Source organism: Sphingomonas colocasiae (assembly GCF_019880585.1).
Taxonomy (GTDB): Bacteria; Pseudomonadota; Alphaproteobacteria; order Sphingomonadales; family Sphingomonadaceae; genus Sphingobium_A; species Sphingobium_A colocasiae.
The window spans coordinates 84217-105094 of record NZ_JAINVV010000013.1; the positions used below are offsets into that span (position 1 = coordinate 84217).

Genomic DNA, 20878 nt, shown 5'->3' on the forward strand with positions numbered 1-20878 from the left:
CGCAAGGCTCAATAATCCTTCGAATAGCGCAGCTTCACCGCCGTGCCGTTCGATCCGCCGGTCTGGCTGAGGATCGACAGCGCCTTCGACAGCGCGATCTCGAGCTGGGTCGCGGTGAAGCCCTTGGTGTCGGTGATGATCTCCACATAGATGTCGTTGGAGATATATTGGCCGGCGGCGACGGCGGTGCCGCGCCCCGTCGCCTCGTCCGCGCCCAGCACCCGCAGCCTGTCTATGCCAGTCGCGGAGCGCAGCTTGCCGAGCGGGTTGAGCCCGCCGCCCGACGCGCGCAGCCCGTTGAGCGCGGATGCGAGCTGGATCGCCTGCATCGCCGAAAGCTCGGTCACCGAATTGCCGAACAGGATGCGTGAGAGCAGCTCGTCCTGCGGCAGGCTGGGCGAACTGGTGAAGGCGATCTGCGGATTGAGCGCGCGGCCGCCGATATTGATCGTCACCGCCGTGCCCTGGATGTCGGCGGTCGCCGAAATCTCGAGCGAGGGGTTGGTCGCCTGGCCACCCTCGAAGCGCACGACGCTGGCGTCGCTCAGGTCGAAGCGCCGCCCCGCGAAGCTGTAGGTGCCGCGCACCAGATCGACCACGCCCGTCACCACCGGCGCGCTGGAGGTGCCGCCGACGCGCAGATTGGCGCCCCATTCGCTTTCCAGCCCCATGCCGCTGACATAGAGGCGTTCCTCCGCGCGGATGTTGAGATCGAGCTTGAACAGCCCCGGCGGCCCGGCGGCGGCGGCCTGCTGCGCCGCCTGGGCGCGGCTGGTGCCCTTGCGCCGCACGCCCTCCAGCTCCGCGATCTCCGCGCCGCCCTGGCGGATGATCTGGTAACGCACCTCCGGCAGGCGCAACGTGCCCCGGATGAAGGCGCCGCGTGCATCGTTGGTGACCGCGATATCGCCCGAGACGCGCGCCGACAGGGCGTCGCTTTCGGCCAGCCGCGCATTGGTCAGCGTCGCGCGCAGGTCGATCGGGAACCCCGAATTGGCCGCGAAGCCGATGCTGCCCTGCGCGGTGACGGTGCCGTTGCCGGCGCGGCCGTTGAACTCGGTGATCTCCAGCCGGTCGTTGGTGAAGCGGCCGTTCAGCCGGATCGCGCTGATCCGCGTGCCATAGGTCTCGTTCTCATAAGCAAGCGCGTTGGCGCGGACCACGCCCACCGCGCGCGGCTGGCCAAGCGTGCCCGAAACATCGGCGGCGACGCCGACGGGGCCGGAAAGCTGCTGGTCCGCGATACCCGTCAAACTCCACAACACGTCCGCCGGGCCATTGTACCGAATGCCGCCGGACACCGCGCCACTGGCCAGCGCGCTCGTCCAGGCGCCGCCGCCGGAGGGTTGCAGGCGGAACTGGGCGCGCCCGATCGCCGCCCCGCCCCGGCGGATGATGGCGGCGATGGAGCCGCCCTCGGGCCGGAGCGCGCCCTGCGCCGAAATATCCACCGGCGTCGAGACGATCGCGGCGCCCGAACGCGTGAAATCGTCGATCGTCAGCCGCAGATCGGCGCGCGGCATCGCCTCCCCCGAAGCCTGGACGAAATCGAGCCCGCCCGTCGCCCGCCCGCCAACGCCCGCGCCCGGCGCGAAACCGTTGAGCACGGACAGGTCGAAATTCTGGAACCGCGCCTGCGCCTCCAGCGCAGCGCCGTAGCGGCCGGCGATCCGCATCTGCCCCTGCGGCACGACGACCGCGACGGGCAGCAGGCGATAGCCGCCGCCCTCGCCCCGGATCACCGCCGGCTGCGCCAGGCGGAAGGGCACGGCGCCGATCTGCCCCTGCGCCGCAACGCGGTAGAGATCGGGCGAGAGCTGCGCGTTGGCCGCCACGCGGAAGCTGGCGCCCGAACGGCCGCTGGCGACAAGCTGCGCGGTGCCGCGTCCGCCGCGATAATTGATCTTCGCGCGCGCGGTCTGGATCAGCAAGTCGCCCTGGCGTACCCCGGCGAGCTGCACATCGGCGATCACCTCCGGCGTTTCGTAGAGGATCGCGCGCGCCTCGATGATCGCGCGATCGATCACCAGCCCGGCCTGCCCCGGAATATGCGCGCCATTGGCGCGCGCGGAGACGAGGGCGCTCTGATATTTGCCGACCGCGCCCAGCGTCACCACGCCGGTGATGCCCGATCCGCTGGCGGTGAGCCGCCCGGCGAACGGCCCGGCGGCGAGCTGGCGCACGGTGCCCGCGAAATCGACGCCCGCGAAGCGCGCCCGGTTGATATCGATGGTCAGCGGCCCGGCGGCGGTGCGCACCACTATGTCGGCGTTGAACGGGCCATAGGGCGATCCGCCCGTGGCGGTGACGGCATAGCCAGCGCCCGTGCCGCGAATGATCGCCTCCACATCGCTCAACTGCACGCCGACATTGGGCCGCGCCGCGCGCAACCGCACCAGCGGCCGTTCGACCGTGCCCCAGATATCGAGCGCGAGCGGGCCATATTGGTTGGACATGCCCTGCGCGACAAAGGCGATGCGCCCATCGGGCCGATTGGATCCGCGCCCGCCCGCGAGGCGGAATCGGGGGGCGTTGACGCGCAGATTGTCGACCGAGAATATGCCCGCCGGATCGAAGCGCAGATTGCCCGCCATCACCGTTCGGCCGCCCAGGAATTCCGCCGCGCTGGCATTGTCGATGCGCACGGTGGCGAGGCCGAACCGCCCCTGCATGCCGAAGCCGCCCGATGGTACCGTCACCAGCTTGATATCGGTCGTCAGGTTGACGATGCCGACACCTTCGATCCGGTAATCATTGACGCGGCCGTTCAGCGCGCCGCGATAGATGCCGGTCGAAAGATCGGCGATCACGATCGCGGTCGCATCGATCTGCCTGGATCGGATGCGCAGATTGTCGGACATGATGCTGTCGCCCTGCACCGCGAAATCGCCGTCGATCGCGACATTGACGAGCATGCCCCCCGCCGCCGCGTTCAGCCCGGTGACGCGCGCGATCCGCGCGGAGACGGGCACCAGGATCCGGTTCGCATCCACCCGGCTGCGCCCCTGCGCGCTCAGCCCCTCCACCACCGTGTCGCCGAAGCCGATCGCGGCGGCGCGGATCCTGTAGTCGACGACCGGCGCGGCGAAGGCGCCGTCGAGGACGAGCGCGGCCTGGATGTCGCGGCCGTTCAGATTCTCGGCGATCGCGCCGGGCGTCAGCAGCCGCGCATCCACCTTCATGCCGCCGAAGCGGCTGCGCCCGAGATCGAGCACGCCGTTGGCGGAAACCGCCAATGCCGGCGACCGCAGCGACAGGCGGGTATCGGCGCGCCGTTCCTCCAGCTTCGTCGCCAGTTCCAGCATCAACGCGGGCGCGGTCAGCCGGTCGACCGGCCCTTGCAGGATCAGGCCGGGCCGCAGGGGGCCGCGCAGATCGAAGCTGCCATTGCGCGCGGTCATGTCGATCGCGGCGAGCGGCTGGCCGCCCAGCGCGGCGTCGATCCGCCCCTTCCAGTCCGCCCAGCTTCCGCGCCCCGCGATCCTGGCGTCGAGCGGCTTGGTCAGCCCGGCCATGGTGGCGACGACGCCGCCCACCGGCGCCGCCAGCCGCGCGTCGATCACCAGGCGATTGTCGTCGGGCACCGCGTCCAGCAGCACGGCGAGCCGGTCGCCCGTGCCCGCCGCCGCGGCATTGGCGGTGATCCGCGCGCGCCGGTCCGCGATCTCCGCCTTGCCGCCCAGGCTGATCACGCGGCGCTCGCCGGCGACCGCCGGCCCCAGCACCAGCCGATCGACCTTCAATCGGCCGATATCGATGTCGAGATCGGGCAGGATCGGCGCATCTGGATCGCTCGGCACCGCCTTCAGCTCGGGAAGCCGCGCGAGCGTGACCAGCCCGGCGGTCGCCGAGCGGACATCGACATGGCTTTTCAGAAAGGCGAAGGGCCGCCAGTCGAGATCGATGCGCGGCGCGGTGGCGAAAACGCCCCTGGTGTCGCTGAGCCGCAGGTCGCGGATCACCAGCGCGCCGTAAAGCGATCCGTCGAGCCGGCCGATATTGACCTTCAGCCCCGATTCCAGTTCGTAGCCGTCAAGCTGGTTGAGGACGAAGCGGCGGCCCGGCGCGGTATCGAGCGCGAAGATCGCGGCGATGGCGAGCAGCACGAGGGACAGGAGCGCGATGCCCGCCCAGATCGCGATCCGCAGGCCCAGCGGACGCTGCGGCCGGACCGCCAGGGTGTCGCCCGCCTCCGCCATCAAAAGGCCTGCCCGATCGAGATATAGACGGCGACGGCGGCTTCGCCCTTGCGGCGCCCGAGCGGCGTCGCCACGTCCAGCCTGAGCGGCCCGAAATTGGTGTAGAAGCGCCCGCCGATCCCGGCGCCCATGCGCAGGTCGCTGAAGCCCGGCGTCGAGGATTCATAGACCTGCCCGATATCGAGGAAGGGCACGATGCCGAAATCGCCGAAGCGATAGCGCGCCTCGATCGCGCCTTCGACCAGGCTGCGCCCACCGATGGGGTTGTTCTGCAGATCGCGCGGGCCGAGCTGCTGGTATCCGAAGCCGCGCACCGATCCGCCGCCGCCGGCATAGAGCCGCCGCGACGGCGCGATCTCGTCGCGCGGCGCGCCCATAATCGTCCCGAAGCGCACGCGCCCGGCGATCACCAGGCTGTCGGACACGGGGTAATAGGCGCTCCCCTCCACCAGCGCGCGGGCATATTGGAAGTTCTTGCCCTCGCTCTGCGAGATTTCCGGGCTCAGCCGCACCATCGCGCGCATGCCCTTTTTCGGGTCGAGCAGACTGTCCGACGTGTCATAGCCCAGTTGGCCGTTGATGCCGCCGATGAAGTAATTCTGTCGGGTGCGGGCGCTCAGCAGGTCGTCGAAGCGGGTTTCGCGCGTCGCCAGCGCCTCGAACCCATAGGCCCAGGTCCATTTCTTCTGCCAGATCGGCGTGGAATCGCGCGAGATGCGGCCGTTGATGCCCAAGGTCAGGGCTTCATAGGCGTCGTAATCCTGCCGGTTGGCTGAGAGCGACAGCAGCACCGTGCGATCGCGCTTGCCGGCGTTGGAGCGGCGGAAGGTGCCGCTCAACCCCTGTTCCTGCGTGCCCGCGACGGCGGCGACGATCAGCGCGCCTTCGGGCCGGAACAGATTCTTGTGCGTCCAGCTTCCGTCGACGCGCAGCCCCTGCCCCGTCGAATAGCCCGCCGTCGCCGCCAGACGGCGCGCCGGCCCGGCATTCTGGGTGACGAGCAGATCGACATATTCGGTGCCGTCGGGCGCGGTCTCGCCGGTGCGCTGCGGTTCCACCGCGACCGAATCGAACAGGCCGGTGGCGACCATCGCCTCGCGCAGATCGTCGACCTTGCGATTGTCGTACAGTTCGCCGCGCTTGAAGCGGGCGAGCACGCCGACATGTTTGGCGTCGAAGGCCTGCTTGCCCGTCGTCCTGTAGCCGCCGAACGAGGATCGCGGCCCCGGATCGACGGGCAATGTGTAGTCCCCGGTGTGATCGGCATCGTCGAGCTCGATATCGCGCGCGCCGACCGCGACGAAGGGATAGCCGCGCTGCGGAAGCTGGAGGCTGATCCCCGCCTCCGCCGCCTCGACGGTGGCGGCGACGATGGGGTCGCCGGTCTTCAGCGCCAATATTTCTCGCGGCATGCCCGGCGGCGTCGTATCCGGCCCTTCGATGGTGATGGCGCCCAGTGCATAGCGCGTGCCCGCAGTCGCGCTGATCGTCGCGGTGGCGCGGCCCGGCTGGCCCTGGACGGGCTCGACCACCGACGTGACCACCGCGTCATAATAGCCTTCGGACTTGAGGATGCGCAGCGCCAGCGCCTCGTCCTCACGCGCGCGCGCAGCGATCACCGCGCCGTTGGCGCCCTTGCCGTCCCCCTCTTCGAGCGCCGAAAGACCGCGAAACTCATCCTCGAGCCCGACCTTGTCGAGCCCTTCGACGACAACGGTGTAGCGCACCGCCGGCGCTGGCTTGGCATCATCCTCCGCCACGGCCTGGGGCGGCTCGACATCGAAGGTCGCCAGCGACGGCAATGGCTGCGCCAAGGCCGGATCGGGCGCGGAGGTCGCAACCGCCGGCGGCGGCGCGGGCTGGGCCGATGGCGCCGCCGCGTCGGGCGTTTCCGCGGGCATCGCGTCGATATCCTCGATCGGCGCCAGCGGTTGCGCCAGTTCGGCATCGATCGGCGGCAGCGCCTCTTCGAATTGCGAATCGGTGATGATCGGATCGCCATCCGGGGTCGCGGCCTGTGTCGCCGGGCGCGCAGGATCGACAGCGCGCACCTGCGCCGCAAAAGCCGGGTCGACCAGGATCAGCGGGATGGTCGCCGCTGCGGACAGAAGGAACAGCTTCATGAGCAGACGGCCGGCATCAGGAAATCGGGCAGGCGCGCGCCGGCATCGCCAGCATCGCTGACGGTCCGCCCGGCATGCGCATTTCGAAAGCCCGAATGATACCCCCCTTTTTCTGGCCCGCGCGGTGAACAACGGCGACAGGGCCGCGATGTTCCAAGGATAACAACAAGAAAGAATTCACCAACCGCGAAATCGGACCATGCGCGAGTTGCGGTCGCACGCATTCGGAGACAAGCTGGAGACAAGACCATTGCCGCTCCGCCGTTCCACCATGGAGGGGCATGACAGGACGAACGCATGCAGCTCAGCCCCTTCGACAGCGAGAATTTTCCCGAGATCCGCGAGGGCGTGCGCCGCCTCTGCGCCGAATTCCCCGGCGAATACTGGCGCGAACTGGATGCGAAGCGCGAATATCCGAGCCGCTTCGTCAAGGCGCTGACCGACGCCGGTTATCTCTCCGTTCTGATCCCGGAGGCATATGGCGGTTCCGGCCTGGGCCTGTCTGCTGCGGCGGCGATCCTCGAGACGATCCAGGCCGAGGGCTGCAATGGCGGCGCCTGCCATGCGCAGATGTACACGATGGGCACGATCCTGCGCCACGGATCGGAGGCACAGAAACAGGCCTATCTGCCGAAGATCGCGACCGGCGAACTGCGCCTGCAGGCGTTCGGCGTCACCGAACCGACGAGCGGCACCGACACCACCGCGCTGCGCACGACGGCGGTGCGCGACGGCGACGCCTATATCGTCAACGGCCAGAAGATCTGGACCAGCCGTGCCGAGCACAGCGACCTGATGCTGCTGCTCGCCCGCACCACCCCGCGCGAACAGGCGGGCAAGAAGACCGAAGGCCTCTCCACCTTCATCGTCGACATGAAACAGGCGCTGGCCGACGGATCGCTGACCATCCGGCCGATCCGCACGATGATGAACCATGCGACGACCGAGGTCTTTTTCGACAATATGCGCATTCCGGCCGCCAATCTGCTCGGCGAGGAAGGCAAGGGTTTCCGCTACATATTGTCGGGCATGAATGCGGAGCGCGTGCTGATCGCCGCCGAATGCGTCGGCGACGCCAAATGGTTCACGCGCAAATCGGTCGATTATGCGAGCGATCGCCATGTCTTCGGCCGTGCGATCGGCAAGAACCAGGGCATCTCATTCCCCATCGCCCGCGCCTACGCCAACATGCGCGCGGCCGAACTGATGGTGCATGAAGCGGCGCGGCTGTACGAAGCCGGCCGACCCAACGGCGCCGAAGCGAACATGGCCAAGATGCTCGCCGCCGACGCCTCGGTCGAGGCGGGCAATGTCTGCATCCAGACTCATGGCGGCTTCGGCTTCGCCGAGGAATATGATGTCGAGCGCAAGTTCCGCGAAACCCGGCTCTACCAGGTCGCGCCGATCTCGACCAACCTCATCCTGTCGTTCCTGGCCGAGCATGTCCTCGGCCTGCCCCGAAGCTATTGAAGCATCCCCGCACTTCGGCACGGCTTGGGATTCAGTCGGGCGCGAAGGCGCGCATGAAGATATCGGCCGCCAGCCGTGCTTCCTGATCGCGTTCCTCGGCCGTGGTTTCCTGCCCCATCAGCATGCGCTGATGGGTGCCGCCCATGCACAGGCTGGTGAGCGCGCGCGCGGCGCGGCGGGGATCCTCGTGGCGAAGCGTCCCGGCCTCCATCTCGCGCGCCAGGAAGCCCGCGAGCAATTCCTGCGTCGGCTGCGGTGCGCGGCGATAGAAGATCTCGCCGACTTCGGGAAAACGATTGACCTCCGCCGCGACGAGCCGGTGAAGCCGCACCGCCTCCGGCGAGGTGATCTTGGCAATGAAGCTCCGGCAGAATTCGAGGATCATCGTGCGCACATCCACACCGGGCCTGAACAGATCGGCCAGTTGACGGCGATATTCGGACGTCACGGTTTCCAGCACGGCGGAGAACAATTCCTCCTTCGACGGGAAATAGCTCCATAACGTGCCCTTCGATCCGCCGAGTTCGGCCGAAATCGCGGACATCGACGTACCCGAATAGCCGTTTTCGAAGAATGTACGCTTCGCCACCGCGATGATTGCATCACGACGATCCTGTTTGCGGGCTTCGCGCCTGCCCGGCGGCTTTTCCAACTCTCTCTCCATAACCGTACTATAGGGTACGATTTTTCCTTGACAAGCCATCGAACCGGGCCCATCTGCATTTTCGTACCCTATAGTACGGTTTTACAGATGCGCTTACGCCCTGCCCGCCTCTTGCTCTTCGCACCGGTCATGCTCGCCGCCTGCGCCCCCGTGCCGCAGCTCGGCGCACGCCCGGAAACACGGCCGGCCGCGAGCTTCGCGGCCGACATGTCGATCGGCGCCCATGCCGCGGGACCGGCCTGGCCCGGGGCAGATTGGTGGACGGCCTATGGCGATACCCAGCTCAGCGCACTCATCACCGAAGGCCTGGCCGACTCGCCCGATCTCGCCGCCGCCGCGGCACGCCTTCGCGCGGAGCAGGCCTACGCCCAGCAGGCCGGCGCCGCGCTGCTGCCGACGATCGACGTTCAGGCGAGTGCGACCGAAGCCAAGCAAAGCTATAATGAAGGGATACCGCCCGCCTTTGTGCAAAGGGGCTGGAACGACAGCGGCCGGCTTGCCGCGTCGCTGGGGTTCGATCTCGACCTATGGGGCCGCAACCGCGCCGCGCTCGCCGCGGCGACATCGGATGCGGAGGCTGCGCGGATCGAACTCGATCAGTCCCGGCTCGTCCTTTCGACCAATATCGCGAGCGCCTATGCCGATCTCGCCCGGCTCGCCGCCGAACGCACGGTCGAGGCCAAGGCGCTCGACCTGCGCGTCCAGACGCGGACATTGGTGGGAGACCGTGTCGCCAACGGCCTGGACACGCAAGCTGAACTGAAACAAGCCGATGCCGCGATCCCTGCGGCGCGCGCCGATCTCGCGGCGACCGACGAGGCGATCGCGCTCACGCGCAATCGCATCGCCGCGCTGCTCGGCAAGGGCCCAGATCGCGGGCTCACCATCACCCTTCCGTCCGGCCCCGCAGAAATGCACGGCCTGCCGGCGGGCGTGACCACCGACCTGATCGGGCGCCGCCCCGACATCGCCGCCGCGCGCGCGCGGGTGGAGGCAGCGGCGAGCCGTATCAAGGTGGCGCGCGCCGACTTCTATCCTTCGATCAACATCACCGCATTGGCCGGTTTCCAGGCGCTGGGGCTGGGCAACCTGTTCAGGAACGACTCGACCTTCGGCCAGGCCGGCCCCGCGCTCAGCCTGCCCATCTTTCGCGGCGGCCAGCTTGCCGGCCAGTATAAGGGTGCGCGCGCCGGTTATGATGAAGCGGTCGCGACCTATGACTCGGTCGTCGCGACGGCGTTCCGCGAGGTCGCCGACGCCGTGACGAGCCAGACCGCGCTGGTGTCGCGCCTGTCCGAAAGCCGCCAGGCGCTGGCGGCGTCCGAAGCCGCCCATGCCATTGCCCGGCAGCGCTATGAAGGCGGCCTCTCCACCTTTCTCGACGTGCTGACCGCCGAAGAGCGCGTGCTGCAGAACCGCCGGATCGTCGCCGATCTCGACGCGCGGGCGTTCGCGCTCGACGTCCAGCTCGTGCGCGCGCTCGGCGGCGGCTTTTCCGGCACCAGTGCGGCGGCGGCCGCAAACACAGCCACATACAAGGACGCGACCCATGGCTGAAGCCGATCCCAATTTCGGCGGCGAACGTACCGACGAAACGACCGCCGGCCGCAGGCCCCTGCGCAAGCGGCTGCTGACCTATGTCGCCGGCGCGGTGCTGATCGGCGGCGTCGGTTTCGGCGCCTGGTATGCACTTGTCGGCAGCCATTATGTGAGCACCGACAATGCCTATGTCGGCGCCGACACGGCCAGCGTCACGCCGATGGTGGCGGCGCAGGTAGCGGCGGTCGCGGTCGCCGATACCCAGGCGGTGCGCAAGGGCGACACGCTTGTGCGGCTCGACGACAGCGACGCGCGGATCGCGCTCGCCCAGGCCGAAGCCGATCTCGCCAAGGTCCGCCGCCAATATGGCCAGACATCCGCGACCAGCGCCGCGCTCGCAGCGCAGGTCCAGGCCCGCAATGCCGATATCGCGCGTGCCCGCGCCCAGCTCGTATCCGCCGAGGCGGACTATGAACGGGCACGCGTCGACCTCGCCCGGCGCCAGCGCCTCGCCCCCAACGGCGCGGTGTCGGGCGAGGAACTGACGGCCGCGACCAACAGCTTTTCGTCCGCCAGAGCCAATCTGGAACTGGCGCGCGCCGGCATCGCGCAGGCGAGCTCGACCCGTGGCGCCGCGGCAGGCGAACTCGCGGCGAACGACGCGCTGATCAGCGGCACCACCGCCGCCACCGCGCCCGAGGTGCTGGCGGCACAGGCCAGGCTGGCGCAGGCCCGGCTCGACCTGGAGCGCACCGTGATCCGGGCGCCGATCGACGGCGTGATCACCCGCCGCAACGTCCAGGTGGGGCAGCGCGTCGCGCCGGGCGCGCAGCTGATGCTGATCGTCCCCGTCGGCCAGCTTTATGTCGACGCCAATTTCAAGGAAGGCCAGCTTGCCAAGGTAAAGATCGGCCAGGCGGTGACGCTCAAATCCGATCTTTATGGCGGCGATGTCGAATATCACGGCAAGGTGGTCGGCCTGTCGGGCGGCACCGGATCCTCCTTCGCGCTCATCCCCGCGCAGAACGCGACCGGCAACTGGATCAAGGTCGTCCAGCGCCTGCCGGTGCGTGTGGCGCTCGATCCGAAGGAATTGCAGGCGCATCCGCTAAGGGTTGGCCTGTCGATGGACGCCGAGATCGATATCTCCCGAAACTAGGGGCAAGTCCATGGACGGCAAGGCCGAGGCACTGGCGCCGCTGACCGGCGCGCGGCTCATCCTGGCGGGTATCGTGCTCGCGCTCACCAATTTCATGGTGGTGCTCGACACCACGATCGCGAACGTCTCCGTCCCGCACATCGCCGGCAGCCTGGGCATCTCGGGCAGCCAAGGCACCTGGATCATCACCTCCTATGCCGTCGCGGAAGCCGTGAGCGTGCCGCTGACCGGCTGGCTCGCCGGGCGCTTCGGCACGGTGCGCACCTTCACCTTCGGCATGATCGGCTTCGGCGTCTTCTCCACATTGTGCGGCATGTCCTCGACACTGGGCATGATCGTCGCGTGCCGGATCGGCCAGGGGCTGTGCGGCGGCCCGCTGATGCCGCTCAGCCAGACATTGCTGATGCGCATCTTCAAACCCGAGCAGCGCGTGCAGGCGATGGCCATCTGGTCGATGACCACCGTCGTCGCGCCGATCCTGGGGCCGATCCTGGGCGGCACGATCAGCGACGGCTGGTCGTGGCACTGGATCTTCTTCATCAACATTCCCGTCGCCGCATTCTGCGCGTTCGGCGCGGTGCGGCTGCTTGCCAGGGTGGAGACGCCCACCGACAGGCTGCGCGTCGACAGGGTCGGGCTGATGCTGATGCTGCTGTGGATCGGCGCGCTCCAGATCATGCTCGATCTCGGCCGCGAACATGACTGGTTCGCCGATCCGACGATCATCGCGCTCGCCATCATCGCCGCGATCGGCTTCGTCGTCTTCCTGGTCTGGGAAGGGACGGAGAACCAGCCGATCGTCGATCTGCGCGTGTTCCGGCATCGCGGCTTCACCGTCGCAGTGATGTCGCTCTCCTTCGCCTTCGGGACCTTCTTCGCCTCCGCCGTGCTGATCCCGCAATGGCTGCAGACCAGCATGGGCTACACCGCCACCTATGCCGGCTACGCGACCGCGTTCACCGGCGTGGCGGCGGTGATCATGTCGCCGATCGTCGCCAAGCTCTCGTCCCGGGTCGACCAGCGCGCATTGGTCTGTTTCGGCATCCTCTGGCTTGGCTTCGTTTCGCTGCTGCGTGTCCATTGGAACAGCCAGGCCGATTTCTGGACGCTCGCCCTGCCGCAGATGCTCCAGGGCCTCGGAATGCCCTTCTTCTTCATCCCGCTGACATCGCTCGCGCTCGCCTCGGTCGAGCCGCAGGAAACGGCGTCGGCCGCCGGCGTGATGAGCTTCCTGCGGACGATGGCGGCCGCGATCGCCACCTCGATCTCGACGACGATGTGGGACAACAGCTCCCGCGTCGCGCGCAGCGAGATCACGTCGCAACTCAACAGCGACGGCACCGTCGACGCCATGACCGCGCAAGGCTTCTCGCTCGATCAGGTCCGCATCGTCGTCGCGCAGGTCGTCGACAAGGAAGCCTATGCGCTCGCGACCAACCACATCTTCCTGCTGTCGGCCTTCGTCTTCATGGCATCCGCGATGATCATCTGGATGACGCCGCGCCCGAGCCGCGCAGTCGCGCCCGGCGCCGCGCATTGAGATCCGGCAGGGCCATGCGACGCAGGAAAACGGCGACGCCCGGCAAAACCCGAGCGCCATGCAGCAGGACGGCGTATGCCGAACGCTCGGGAACGCCAGCGTAACCCTCAGCCTGAGATGCGATCAGCCTTGCCTTGCGCCGGATCCAGCGGCGCGGCGGAGGCGAATGCCAGTTCCGCGAAACGCTCGCCGATCAATCGGTGCGTTACCGCATCGGGATGCAGCCTGTCGGGCAACGGCAAGGCGGCATGGTCCGCCTCCCCGTAAAGCACACGCCCGTCGAGATAATGAATGTTCGGATCGGCCAGCGCACGCTGCGCGACGATCCGCGAAAGACCGTCGCGAATGACTTCCAAGGTCAATTTCCCGGCCACCACCTCACACGGATCGCCCGCCGCGCGATACAGCAACCGGCCATCAGCGAGCTCGGGCGCGGTCGGCCCAGGCGTGGCTTCGTGGATCGGGCAGAGGATCGGTGAGGCCACCAGCAGCGGCGCGGTCGGATGCCCCTCCCGGATCGTGTCGAGAAAGCCGTGCACCGCGGGACCGAACGCGCGCAGACGCATCGCATCGGTGTTGACCAGGTTGATGCCGAGCTTGACGCTGATCAGGTCGGCCGGCGTGTCGCGGATGGTGCGCGCGGTGAAGGGATCGAGCAGCGCATTGCCGCCCAGCCCCAGATTGACCAGCGAAACGCCCGCCAGCGCGGCGGCGATGGCGGGCCAGGTGCCTGTCGGGCTCGCCGCATCGGAACCATGGCTGATCGAACTGCCATGATGCAGCCAGGTCTTGAGGCCCGCCCCCTCGATCGCGGCGACAGGCGCGTCGGTGCGCAGCGCCACCAGTTCCGCCATCTCGTTGTGCGGCAACCAGATCTCGACCAGCTTGTCGTCGGTCGTCAGGCCGTCGAACGACAAGGTGCCCGGCACACCGGCTTCGCACCTGACCGAACCGGTCGCCATATCGACATGCATGACATTGCCGCCGGCAACGCCGGACTGGCGGACGAGCCGGCCGTCTACGCACAGATCGTAGATGCCGTCGGGGCGTGGCGGGAAGCCGGCATAGATGCGGCGGGTCGGCAGGACATCCAGTTCGATCGCGGTCGCACGCGTGCGGAAGACCAGCCGCACGCCCGACGGCTGGCTTTCGACCATCGCCAGCAGCGGATCGGCGCATTGCGCGCGCGCCCAGCCCGGCAGGCGATGCGGCAACAGGCCCTGCGACGTCGTCTCAAGCTCGATCGCGCCGCGCAATAGCGGCCGGTTGATCGGGGTGGTGATCCATTGACGATCGGCGGCCATGACTCGGATCCTGGATAACGGGTGCGTGCGCCGGACTATCGGCTTCGGGCCATTGGAACAGCCAGAGAAATTCTATCGGATCGGCGGAAACGCGCCTGCCACCGATATCGCCCGTCTATCGTTCCTGATCCTGCCGATCGCCGATATGGCCCCGTCCATCGCCGGCCGGATCTGCCGAGTTCCAGCCATGGTCATGCTTTCCCGGTTACGAACGTTGATCACCGACCGACGCAACGCGCGCGCATCCTCATGCGTATCATGGCGATGACCCGGCGACCGGCATCGGCGCGCATGCTATGCTCCGCGCCCGAGGTATGAAGGAGACGATCTTGCGAGGCTGGATCCTGTTTCAGCGCGAACTGGACCCCGCGCTTCCCGAAGTGCCGGAAGTGCTCCGTTTCCAAGAGACCGCCCGGGCGATGGGAATCGGGCTCGACATCCTCAATCCCCACAGCTTCGATCTCGTCGTCGGCGCGGATGACGATTGGACCGCAAGCTATCAGCGCCGCCCTCTCGAACGCCCGGACTTCATCCTGTGCCGGACGGGCGCCGAGACCGATTATTTCACGCTGGCGCTGCTGCGTCATTTCGAACGGCGCGGCGTGCGGCTGATCAACGACGCCACCGCGATCGAGATGGTCGCGGACAAACTCCATACCCTGCAGCGGCTGATCCGGGCCGGCCTGCCGATCCCGCGCACCATCCTCGGCACCTTCCCGATGGATGTCGATCTGGTCGAGCGCGAGCTGGGTTTCCCCGTCATCGTGAAGACGCTGAAGGGCACAAGGGGGGCGGGCGTCCTCAAATGCGAGGATCGCAGCCAGTTCGAGGATCTGGCCGGCCTGCTCGAAAGCGCGGATGCGCAGGCCGATTTCATCCTGCAGCATTATGTCCGCGCCAGCCATGGCCGCGACGTGCGGGTGCTGGTGGTGGGCGGGCGCGTGGTCGCGGCGATGGAGCGCCGTTCGCTCACCGGCGGATTCAAATCCAACGTGTCGCTGGGCGGCGTCGGCATCGCCTATAATCCGCCGCCCGAAATGGCGGAGCTCGCGGTGCGCGCGGCCGACATATTGGAACTCGACGTGACGGGCATCGATATATTGTTCGACGAGGACGGATACCGGATCTGCGAGGCCAATTCCGCGCCCGGCTTCCAGGGGCTGGAGCGGGCGAGCGGGCTCGACATTCCGGCCGCCATTCTCGAATGGATCGCCTCCACCCAGACTGCGCCGGAAACCGCGCCCGCCCCGGCCGCGGCGGAAAGCACCGCGCTCGCCGATCTCGCCTTTGGCGGCCGTGCCGGGCTGCGCGCGCTGAGCGACCGCGCCACCAGCTATCCCCGCTTCGCAAGCGCCGTCGGCGTCCGCATGATCGGCGCGGGCATCGCCTGCCTGGCGCATGCAGCCACGCCGCCGCCGCTGGCCGACGAACGCGGCCGGACGAGTCTCAGCCTGCGCACCCTGTTCGAAGGCCGCGTCCGCACCGATCTGGCGGCGTTCGACGACAGTGAACAGGAACGCACGCTCGTCATCGTCCTGGCGGTGTCGATCTGGGCGGCGGTCCTGCCCTGGCTGGCCGGTGCGGCGCCCATCGTCAGCGGCGCGCTTTCGGTGCTGGCGCTGCTCTTCCCGATCCTGTTCGTGCTGACCGCGCCCGGCCGTCGCCCGCGCAAGCGCAGGCACTCATCCGGAGCCGCGCGATGATCGAGTTCTCTGCGCTCCCCTGGGCCGACCTGCTTCCCTTCATCCTGATCGGTTTCCTCGCGCAATTGGTCGACGGCACCCTGGGCATGGGCTTCGGCGTCTTCTCCAATTCGCTGCTGGTGATGTTCGGCCTTCCGCCGGTCACGGCATCGGCGGCGATCCACACCGCCGAAAGCTTCACCAGCGGCGCATCCGGACTGAGCCATGTGATGCAGCGCAATGTCGATTGGCCGCTGTTCGCGCGCCTCGTCGTTCCCGGCATCGTCGGCGCGATCATCGGCGTCTGGGTGCTCACCATCGTCGATGCCGAGATCGCCCGGCCGGTGGTGCTGGTCTATCTGGCCGCGATCGGTGCCTATCTGATCTGGCGCGGGCCGCGACGCCCCCAGGCCTATCGGCGGATGAAACTCGTCGGCCCCCTTGGCTTTGCCGGCGGCTTCTTCGACGCGTCGGGCGGCGGCGGCTGGGGGCCGCTGGTCACGGGCAATCTGCTGGCCCAGGGCATGACGCCGCGCATGGTGATCGGCACGGTCAACGCATCCGAATTCTTCATCACCGTCACCGTGCTCGCCGCGCTGATCGGGACATTGGGCCTCGCATCCTTCACCATCGCCGCATCGGGCCTGCTGATCGGGGGCGTCGTCGCGGCGCCGCTCGGCGCCTATCTCGCGCGCAGCATCCCGGCAAAGCCATTGATGCAGCTTGTCGGCGCGGTGCTGATCGCCACCAGCTTCTATGGCCTGGTGGCGCTGATGTTCGAGCCGATCCCCGCCTTTCCGCGCTTTTGAGCATCGAAGATTATATTTCAACTAAATCAATAGAGAATATAGTCCACTTCCGCTATATCGGTCTTGCCGCCCGGCGGGTGGCCGGAGAATGATATGGCCTCTCTTGCACACCCCAGCCCCACCATCCTGCTGATCCCGGAGGCATTGCCGCTCGATCCGGACGATTGGATGGTCCACTGGGGCGCCGGGATGAAAAACGCATCCCTGGTTGCGGACGCGCACGCGCGATTGAGCGCGCTCAACTCCGAAACATCCGGGCCGATGCTGATCGTCGCGCGCGGGCGGGCCTGCCAGCGAACCGCTGCCGCCATCGCGCATCTCGACGATCCGTACGGACAGCGACCGGCGGGCGCCTTGTTCGTCGCGCCCGGAACATCGGAAGAACTGACGCCGCGCCTGAACATCCCGTCCGTCGTCGTCGCCAGCCAGGGAGAGGTACGATCGCTGCTCTTCGCCTCGGCGATCGGCGCGCGGCTGGTGCAGGGCGGCGATATCGGCCGCGCGGACGCGACGGCGTCGCTCGGCGACTGGGATTATGGCCGCTACGTGCTCAACTGGCTGATCGCGTCCACCACGGAAGCACAGGCAGGAAGGTGCGGCGCCTGGCCCAACACCGTCGCCCCCCCGGATGGTTCGAACGGGCGGTCGGCGGGGATGCCGCCCGGCTAAAGCGACCCCACGCGTTCGATCGGGGGCTGCGCGGTCCGTTCGCGCTCGACGATGGTGAGATTGGGATGAGCCTGGCGGACATGCGCGCCGGCGGGCACGGCCTGTGTCAGCCACACATTGCCGCCGATCACCGCACCCCGGCCGATCGTCACCCGGCCCAGGATCGTCGCGCCCGCATAGATCACGACATCGTCGCCGATGATCGGATGACGCGGCTCGCCCTTCACGATGGAGCCTTCCTCGTCGGGCAGGAAGCTGCGCGCGCCGAGCGTGACCTGCTGGTAGAGGCGCACGCGCTCGCCGATGATCGCGGTCTCGCCGATCACGACGCCGGTGCCGTGATCGATGAAGAAGCTGGCGCCGATCCGTGCGCCGGGATGGATGTCGATCCCGGTGCGCGAATGCGCGATCTCCGAGATGATCCGCGCGACGAGCGGCACGCCCAGCCGATAGAGCTGATGCGCCAGGCGATGATGGATCACCGCGGTGATGCAGGGATAGCAGAGCAGCACCTCGTCGACGCTGCGGGCGGCGGGATCGCCGCGATAGGCGGCATGGACATCGGTATCGAGCAGGGTCCGCAGCACCGGCAGCGACTGGGCGAAACGGCGGATGATCGTCTGCACGTCCGCCTCCACCGCATCGGCATCGGCAAGCCCGGCCGATGCCCGGCGGCGATCGTAGAGCAGTTCCAGCCGCACCTGCGCCGCCAGTTGCGACAGCGCCGATTCCAGCGTCGCCTCGACGAATGCATCCTCGTTCGCCGGGCTCAGCTCGGGCGGCCCCAACCGCAGCGGGAACAACACCGCGCTCAGCGCCCCCAATATCCGCGCGAGCGACTGGCGGGAGGGGAAACCATGGCTGCCAAGCTCGGCATGGCGCTCGTTCGCGGTGCGCCAGCGCTGCCGCTGATCGCGCAGGCCGGCCATGATCGGCGCGAGTTCCCGGCGAGGGTCGAAGGCGGTGGCGGGATCGATCATAGGGTCTCCGGAATGGCGGTTTCATGCTGTGGAAAGGAGATGGCGGGCGCGGCCGCATCATCGTCGAGCAAGCCTTCGCGCCGCGCGACGATCAGGGGTACGAGGATCTGGCCGGCGACGTTCACCGCCGTGCGCCCCATGTCGAGGATCGGATCGATCGCCAGCAACAGGCCGACGCCTTCGAGCGGCAGGCCCAGAGTGGAGAGCGTGAGCGTCAGCATCACCACCGCGCCGGTCACGCCCGCCGTCGCCGCCGATCCGATCACCGAGACGAAGGCGATGAGCAGATAATCCGCCGCGCCCAGCGGCACATGATAGAATTGCGCGACGAAGATGGCGGCGATCGCGGGATAGATGGCGGCGCAACCGTCCATCTTGGTGGTCGCGCCCAGCGGCACGGCGAAGGCGGCATAGCTACGCGCGATCCCGAGCTTCTCGGCCGCGAGCTCGGTGACGGGCAATGTGCCGATCGAGCTGCGCGAGACGAAACCGAGCTGGATCGCCGGCCAGGCCGCCCGGAAGAACGCCGCCGGGCGGATCCCGTTGGCGATCAGCAGCAGCGGATAGATGCCGAGCAGCACGATCGCGAGCCCGAGATAGACCGCACCGGCAAAGGCACCGAGCTGGGACAGCGTATCCCAGCCGTAGCGCGCGACCGCCGTGCCGAGCAGGCCGATGGTGCCGAGCGGCGTGAGCGCGATGACCCAGCCCAGCAATCTGCGGACGATGGCGTAGAGCGCGGCGACAAAACCGACGAACGGCGCGGCCGCCGCCCCCACCCGGTGCGCGGCCAACCCGATCGCGAACGAAAGCGCGACGATCTGGAGCGTGCCGACCGAAACGCTGGTCGCGATGCCGCCTCCATCGGCGCGCGCCGAAACCGCCAGCCCGAAGATGTTGGTCGGAACGATGCCCTTCAGGAAATCCAGCCAGCCCGCATCCACGGCGGCGTGCGACCTTGCCGCGAGCGCGGCTGCCTCTCCGCCATGCAGCACGATCGTTCCCACCGCGACGCCGACAAGCACCGCGATCAGGGCGGTGATCGCGAACCAGACCAGAGTCTGCGTCGCCAGTCGCGCGGCGTTCCTGAGTTCGCCCAGGCCGGCGATGCTGGTGACGATCGCGGTGAAGATCAGCGGCGGCACCAGCAGCTTCAGAAGCTGGACGAAGGTGCCGCCGATCGTATCGAGCGCGACTAGCAGCGCATTGGGCGCATCGACAGGCGATCCGATAGCGCGCGCGCCAAGGCCGAGGCCGATGCCCAGGACCATCGCCAGCAGGATGCGCGCCGCGAAAGGCACCTGTCGGATGCTCGCCTTCACCGGCATTTCAGCCTCGTTTCTCCATCGGTTCGGTGGCCTGCATTTAAGTCAACCAATTAACTTGACAAAGCGTAGTTTTTCTTTGTCCCACAGAAGAAGGGATGGCGCGCAATCCCATGAAGCTTCGCCGAATATGCGCCTGCGTGACGAAACGATGGCCCCGGCCGGCACAGGCCGGGGCTCCGAAAACGGGGAACATCATGGTTCGCGCACGCCGATTCACGACCGCTCGCGCCCTTGCCGCATCGCTTGCAGCGCTCGCCCTGACCGGGCCATCGGGCGCAGCGGAGCCGTTCACGCTCGACGCGCATATCGATATCGAACCGGGCTTCGATGCCCCTGCCAGCCCCGCCACCGCCGAGGGCGCGACCCAGTTCGATCTCGCCAAGGCCCGGCGCGGCGGGCTCGACGCCGCGATCCTGGCCGTCTTCGCCCCGCAGGAGACCGACACGCCGGGGGCGCGAACGCGCGCCAGGGCGATCGCCGAGGCCAAACATGCCGCGATCGTCGGCCTGGCCGTGCATCATCCCGATCGCGTGGGGCTCGCCCGCAGTCCTGCCGAGGCGCGCGCGATCGCCGCGTCCGGGCGCTTCGCGGTGGTCGAAGGAATCGTCAATGGCGGCGCCTTTGTCGGCACGCTCGACGATATCGACGACTGGGCGAAACGAGGCGTCGCCTTTTTCGGCTTCGTCCATGCCGGCCATAACGGGCTGGCGGACAGTTCGCGCCCGGCGCTGGTGCGCGGCGAACCGCAAGCGCTGAACCAGGGCCTGTCGCCGCTCGGTCGCGAGGCGATCGGCCGGTTGAACCGGCTGGGCGTGGTGATCGACATCTCGCAGCTCAGCGACCAGGCAGTCGATCAGGCGCTGGCGCTCAGCCGCGCGCCGGTGATCGCCAGCCATTCGGCGGTGCGCGGCCTGGTCGGCAATGGCCGCAACCTGACCGACGCGCAGCTCGATGCACTGAAGGCCAATGGCGGCGTGATCGCGATCAACGCGTTCAGCGCGTATCTCCGCCCGCACGATGCCGGGGTGGAACGGCAATTCGCGGCACTGAAGACCGAATTCGGCCTGTCCGACGCGGGCGGCGCGGCGCTGCCGGCCGCGCGGGCCGCCGAATACACCAAACGCTATTACGCGATCCGCGCGACCGAGCCCAAGGCCGATGTCGATCGGCTGGTCGATGCCATCGACTATGCGGTGAAGCGGATCGGCATCGATCATGTCGCCCTGTCTTCGGACTTCAATCATGGCGGCGGCGTGACGGGCTGGCAGGATGCCGGCGAGACCGGAAACGTTACCGCAGCACTTGCCCGGCGGGGCTATTCGGCGGCCGATATCGAAAAGCTGTGGAGCGGCAATGTCTTGCGCATCTGGCAGGCCGCCCGGGACGGGGGCGCGCAACTCGCCGCACGCTGA

General features: G+C 68.0%; 15 protein-coding genes. 9 read left to right on the plus strand and 6 right to left on the minus strand.

The window, feature by feature from the left end; all coding sequences use genetic code 11:
• Positions 1 to 8 precede the first annotated feature (8 nt).
• Both K7G82_RS25740 and K7G82_RS25745 read right to left on the minus strand, forming a co-directional pair.
• Complete coding sequence (locus K7G82_RS25740) at positions 9 to 4199, minus strand: translocation/assembly module TamB domain-containing protein (protein WP_222992835.1); 4191 nt, start codon at positions 4197 to 4199, stop codon at positions 9 to 11.
• Positions 4199 to 6322, minus strand: coding sequence for an autotransporter assembly complex protein TamA (locus tag K7G82_RS25745; protein ID WP_222992836.1), 2124 nt, complete (start codon positions 6320 to 6322; stop codon positions 4199 to 4201). The genes K7G82_RS25740 and K7G82_RS25745 overlap by 1 nt, the downstream gene beginning before the upstream one ends.
• Before the next feature lie 297 nt (positions 6323 to 6619).
• Between K7G82_RS25745 and K7G82_RS25750 the strand changes: the two genes are divergently transcribed.
• Positions 6620 to 7792: an acyl-CoA dehydrogenase family protein gene (locus K7G82_RS25750; RefSeq protein WP_222992837.1), complete on the plus strand. Its 1173-nt coding sequence runs from the start codon at positions 6620 to 6622 to the stop codon at positions 7790 to 7792.
• Positions 7793 to 7823: 31 nt separating this feature from the next.
• On the opposite strand, the gene K7G82_RS25755 is transcribed toward K7G82_RS25750, so the two are convergent.
• A complete protein-coding gene (locus K7G82_RS25755) occupies positions 7824 to 8444 on the minus strand; it encodes a TetR/AcrR family transcriptional regulator (protein ID WP_246623881.1) in 621 nt (206 codons plus the stop codon).
• Positions 8445 to 8543: 99 nt separating this feature from the next.
• On the opposite strand from K7G82_RS25755, the gene K7G82_RS25760 reads away from it, so the two are divergent.
• The 3 genes from K7G82_RS25760 to K7G82_RS25770 are packed head-to-tail and all read left to right on the plus strand — an operon-like array spanning position 8544 to position 12694.
• Positions 8544 to 10013 carry an efflux transporter outer membrane subunit gene (locus tag K7G82_RS25760; protein ID WP_222992839.1) on the plus strand — a complete coding sequence of 490 codons (1470 nt, stop codon included), beginning with the start codon at positions 8544 to 8546 and terminating at the stop codon, positions 10011 to 10013.
• Positions 10006 to 11154 (plus strand): HlyD family secretion protein, encoded by a 1149-nt coding sequence (locus K7G82_RS25765; RefSeq protein ID WP_222992840.1) that lies wholly within the window; start codon positions 10006 to 10008, stop codon positions 11152 to 11154. Before K7G82_RS25760 ends, K7G82_RS25765 begins: the two co-directional genes overlap by 8 nt.
• 10 nt (positions 11155 to 11164) lie before the next feature.
• Positions 11165 to 12694, plus strand: a complete 1530-nt coding sequence (locus tag K7G82_RS25770) for a DHA2 family efflux MFS transporter permease subunit (protein ID WP_222992841.1) — start codon at positions 11165 to 11167, stop codon at positions 12692 to 12694.
• Between the two features lie 107 nt (positions 12695 to 12801).
• Here K7G82_RS25770 and K7G82_RS25775 read toward each other — a convergent pair whose 3' ends face one another.
• The gene (locus tag K7G82_RS25775; protein ID WP_222992842.1) at positions 12802 to 13998 is read right to left on the minus strand and encodes an SGNH/GDSL hydrolase family protein; all 1197 of its coding nucleotides are present in this window, start codon (positions 13996 to 13998) and stop codon (positions 12802 to 12804) included.
• Between K7G82_RS25775 and K7G82_RS25780 the strand changes: the two genes are divergently transcribed.
• The 4 genes from K7G82_RS25780 (at position 13997) to K7G82_RS25795 (ending at position 17158) form a co-directional block, all read left to right on the plus strand.
• On the plus strand, positions 13997 to 14266 hold the full coding sequence (locus K7G82_RS25780; protein WP_222992843.1) for a hypothetical protein: 270 nt from the start codon (positions 13997 to 13999) through the stop codon (positions 14264 to 14266). The two genes, K7G82_RS25775 and K7G82_RS25780, sit on opposite strands and share 2 nt — an antisense overlap.
• A 61-nt stretch (positions 14267 to 14327) precedes the next feature.
• Positions 14328 to 15701 (plus strand): ATP-grasp domain-containing protein, encoded by a 1374-nt coding sequence (locus tag K7G82_RS25785; protein WP_222992844.1) that lies wholly within the window; start codon positions 14328 to 14330, stop codon positions 15699 to 15701.
• Positions 15698 to 16489: a sulfite exporter TauE/SafE family protein gene (locus K7G82_RS25790; protein WP_222992845.1), complete on the plus strand. Its 792-nt coding sequence runs from the start codon at positions 15698 to 15700 to the stop codon at positions 16487 to 16489. The genes K7G82_RS25785 and K7G82_RS25790 overlap by 4 nt, the downstream gene beginning before the upstream one ends.
• Before the next feature lie 93 nt (positions 16490 to 16582).
• Positions 16583 to 17158 (plus strand): alpha/beta hydrolase family protein, encoded by a 576-nt coding sequence (locus K7G82_RS25795; RefSeq protein WP_222992846.1) that lies wholly within the window; start codon positions 16583 to 16585, stop codon positions 17156 to 17158.
• Here the strand turns inward: K7G82_RS25795 and epsC are convergent.
• Complete coding sequence (epsC, locus tag K7G82_RS25800; protein ID WP_222992847.1) at positions 17155 to 18138, minus strand: serine O-acetyltransferase EpsC; 984 nt, start codon at positions 18136 to 18138, stop codon at positions 17155 to 17157. The genes K7G82_RS25795 and epsC overlap by 4 nt on opposite strands.
• Positions 18135 to 19466 carry a dicarboxylate/amino acid:cation symporter gene (locus K7G82_RS25805; RefSeq protein WP_222992848.1) on the minus strand — a complete coding sequence of 444 codons (1332 nt, stop codon included), beginning with the start codon at positions 19464 to 19466 and terminating at the stop codon, positions 18135 to 18137. The genes epsC and K7G82_RS25805 overlap by 4 nt, the downstream gene beginning before the upstream one ends.
• A gap of 194 nt (positions 19467 to 19660) precedes the next feature.
• Here K7G82_RS25805 and K7G82_RS25810 point away from each other — a divergent pair, with 194 nt between their 5' ends.
• A complete protein-coding gene (locus K7G82_RS25810) occupies positions 19661 to 20878 on the plus strand; it encodes a dipeptidase (protein WP_222992849.1) in 1218 nt (405 codons plus the stop codon).

Excerpts from the sequence above, each read along its gene's own strand:
- K7G82_RS25740 (WP_222992835.1), bottom strand. The coding sequence starts at position 4,199 with ATGGCGGAGGCGGGCGACACCCTGGCGGTCCGGCCGCAGCGTCCGCTG.
- K7G82_RS25745 (WP_222992836.1), bottom strand. The coding sequence starts at position 6,322 with ATGAAGCTGTTCCTTCTGTCCGCAGCGGCGACCATCCCGCTGATCCTG.
- K7G82_RS25750 (WP_222992837.1), top strand. The coding sequence starts at position 6,620 with ATGCAGCTCAGCCCCTTCGACAGCGAGAATTTTCCCGAGATCCGCGAG.
- K7G82_RS25760 (WP_222992839.1), top strand. The coding sequence starts at position 8,544 with ATGCGCTTACGCCCTGCCCGCCTCTTGCTCTTCGCACCGGTCATGCTC.
- K7G82_RS25765 (WP_222992840.1), top strand. The coding sequence starts at position 10,006 with ATGGCTGAAGCCGATCCCAATTTCGGCGGCGAACGTACCGACGAAACG.
- K7G82_RS25770 (WP_222992841.1), top strand. The coding sequence starts at position 11,165 with ATGGACGGCAAGGCCGAGGCACTGGCGCCGCTGACCGGCGCGCGGCTC.
- K7G82_RS25780 (WP_222992843.1), top strand. The coding sequence starts at position 13,997 with ATGACTCGGATCCTGGATAACGGGTGCGTGCGCCGGACTATCGGCTTC.
- K7G82_RS25775 (WP_222992842.1), bottom strand. The coding sequence starts at position 13,998 with ATGGCCGCCGATCGTCAATGGATCACCACCCCGATCAACCGGCCGCTA.
- K7G82_RS25790 (WP_222992845.1), top strand. The coding sequence starts at position 15,698 with ATGATCGAGTTCTCTGCGCTCCCCTGGGCCGACCTGCTTCCCTTCATC.
- K7G82_RS25795 (WP_222992846.1), top strand. The coding sequence starts at position 16,583 with ATGGCCTCTCTTGCACACCCCAGCCCCACCATCCTGCTGATCCCGGAG.
- epsC (WP_222992847.1), bottom strand. The coding sequence starts at position 18,138 with ATGATCGATCCCGCCACCGCCTTCGACCCTCGCCGGGAACTCGCGCCG.
- K7G82_RS25805 (WP_222992848.1), bottom strand. The coding sequence starts at position 19,466 with ATGCCGGTGAAGGCGAGCATCCGACAGGTGCCTTTCGCGGCGCGCATC.
- K7G82_RS25810 (WP_222992849.1), top strand. The coding sequence starts at position 19,661 with ATGGTTCGCGCACGCCGATTCACGACCGCTCGCGCCCTTGCCGCATCG.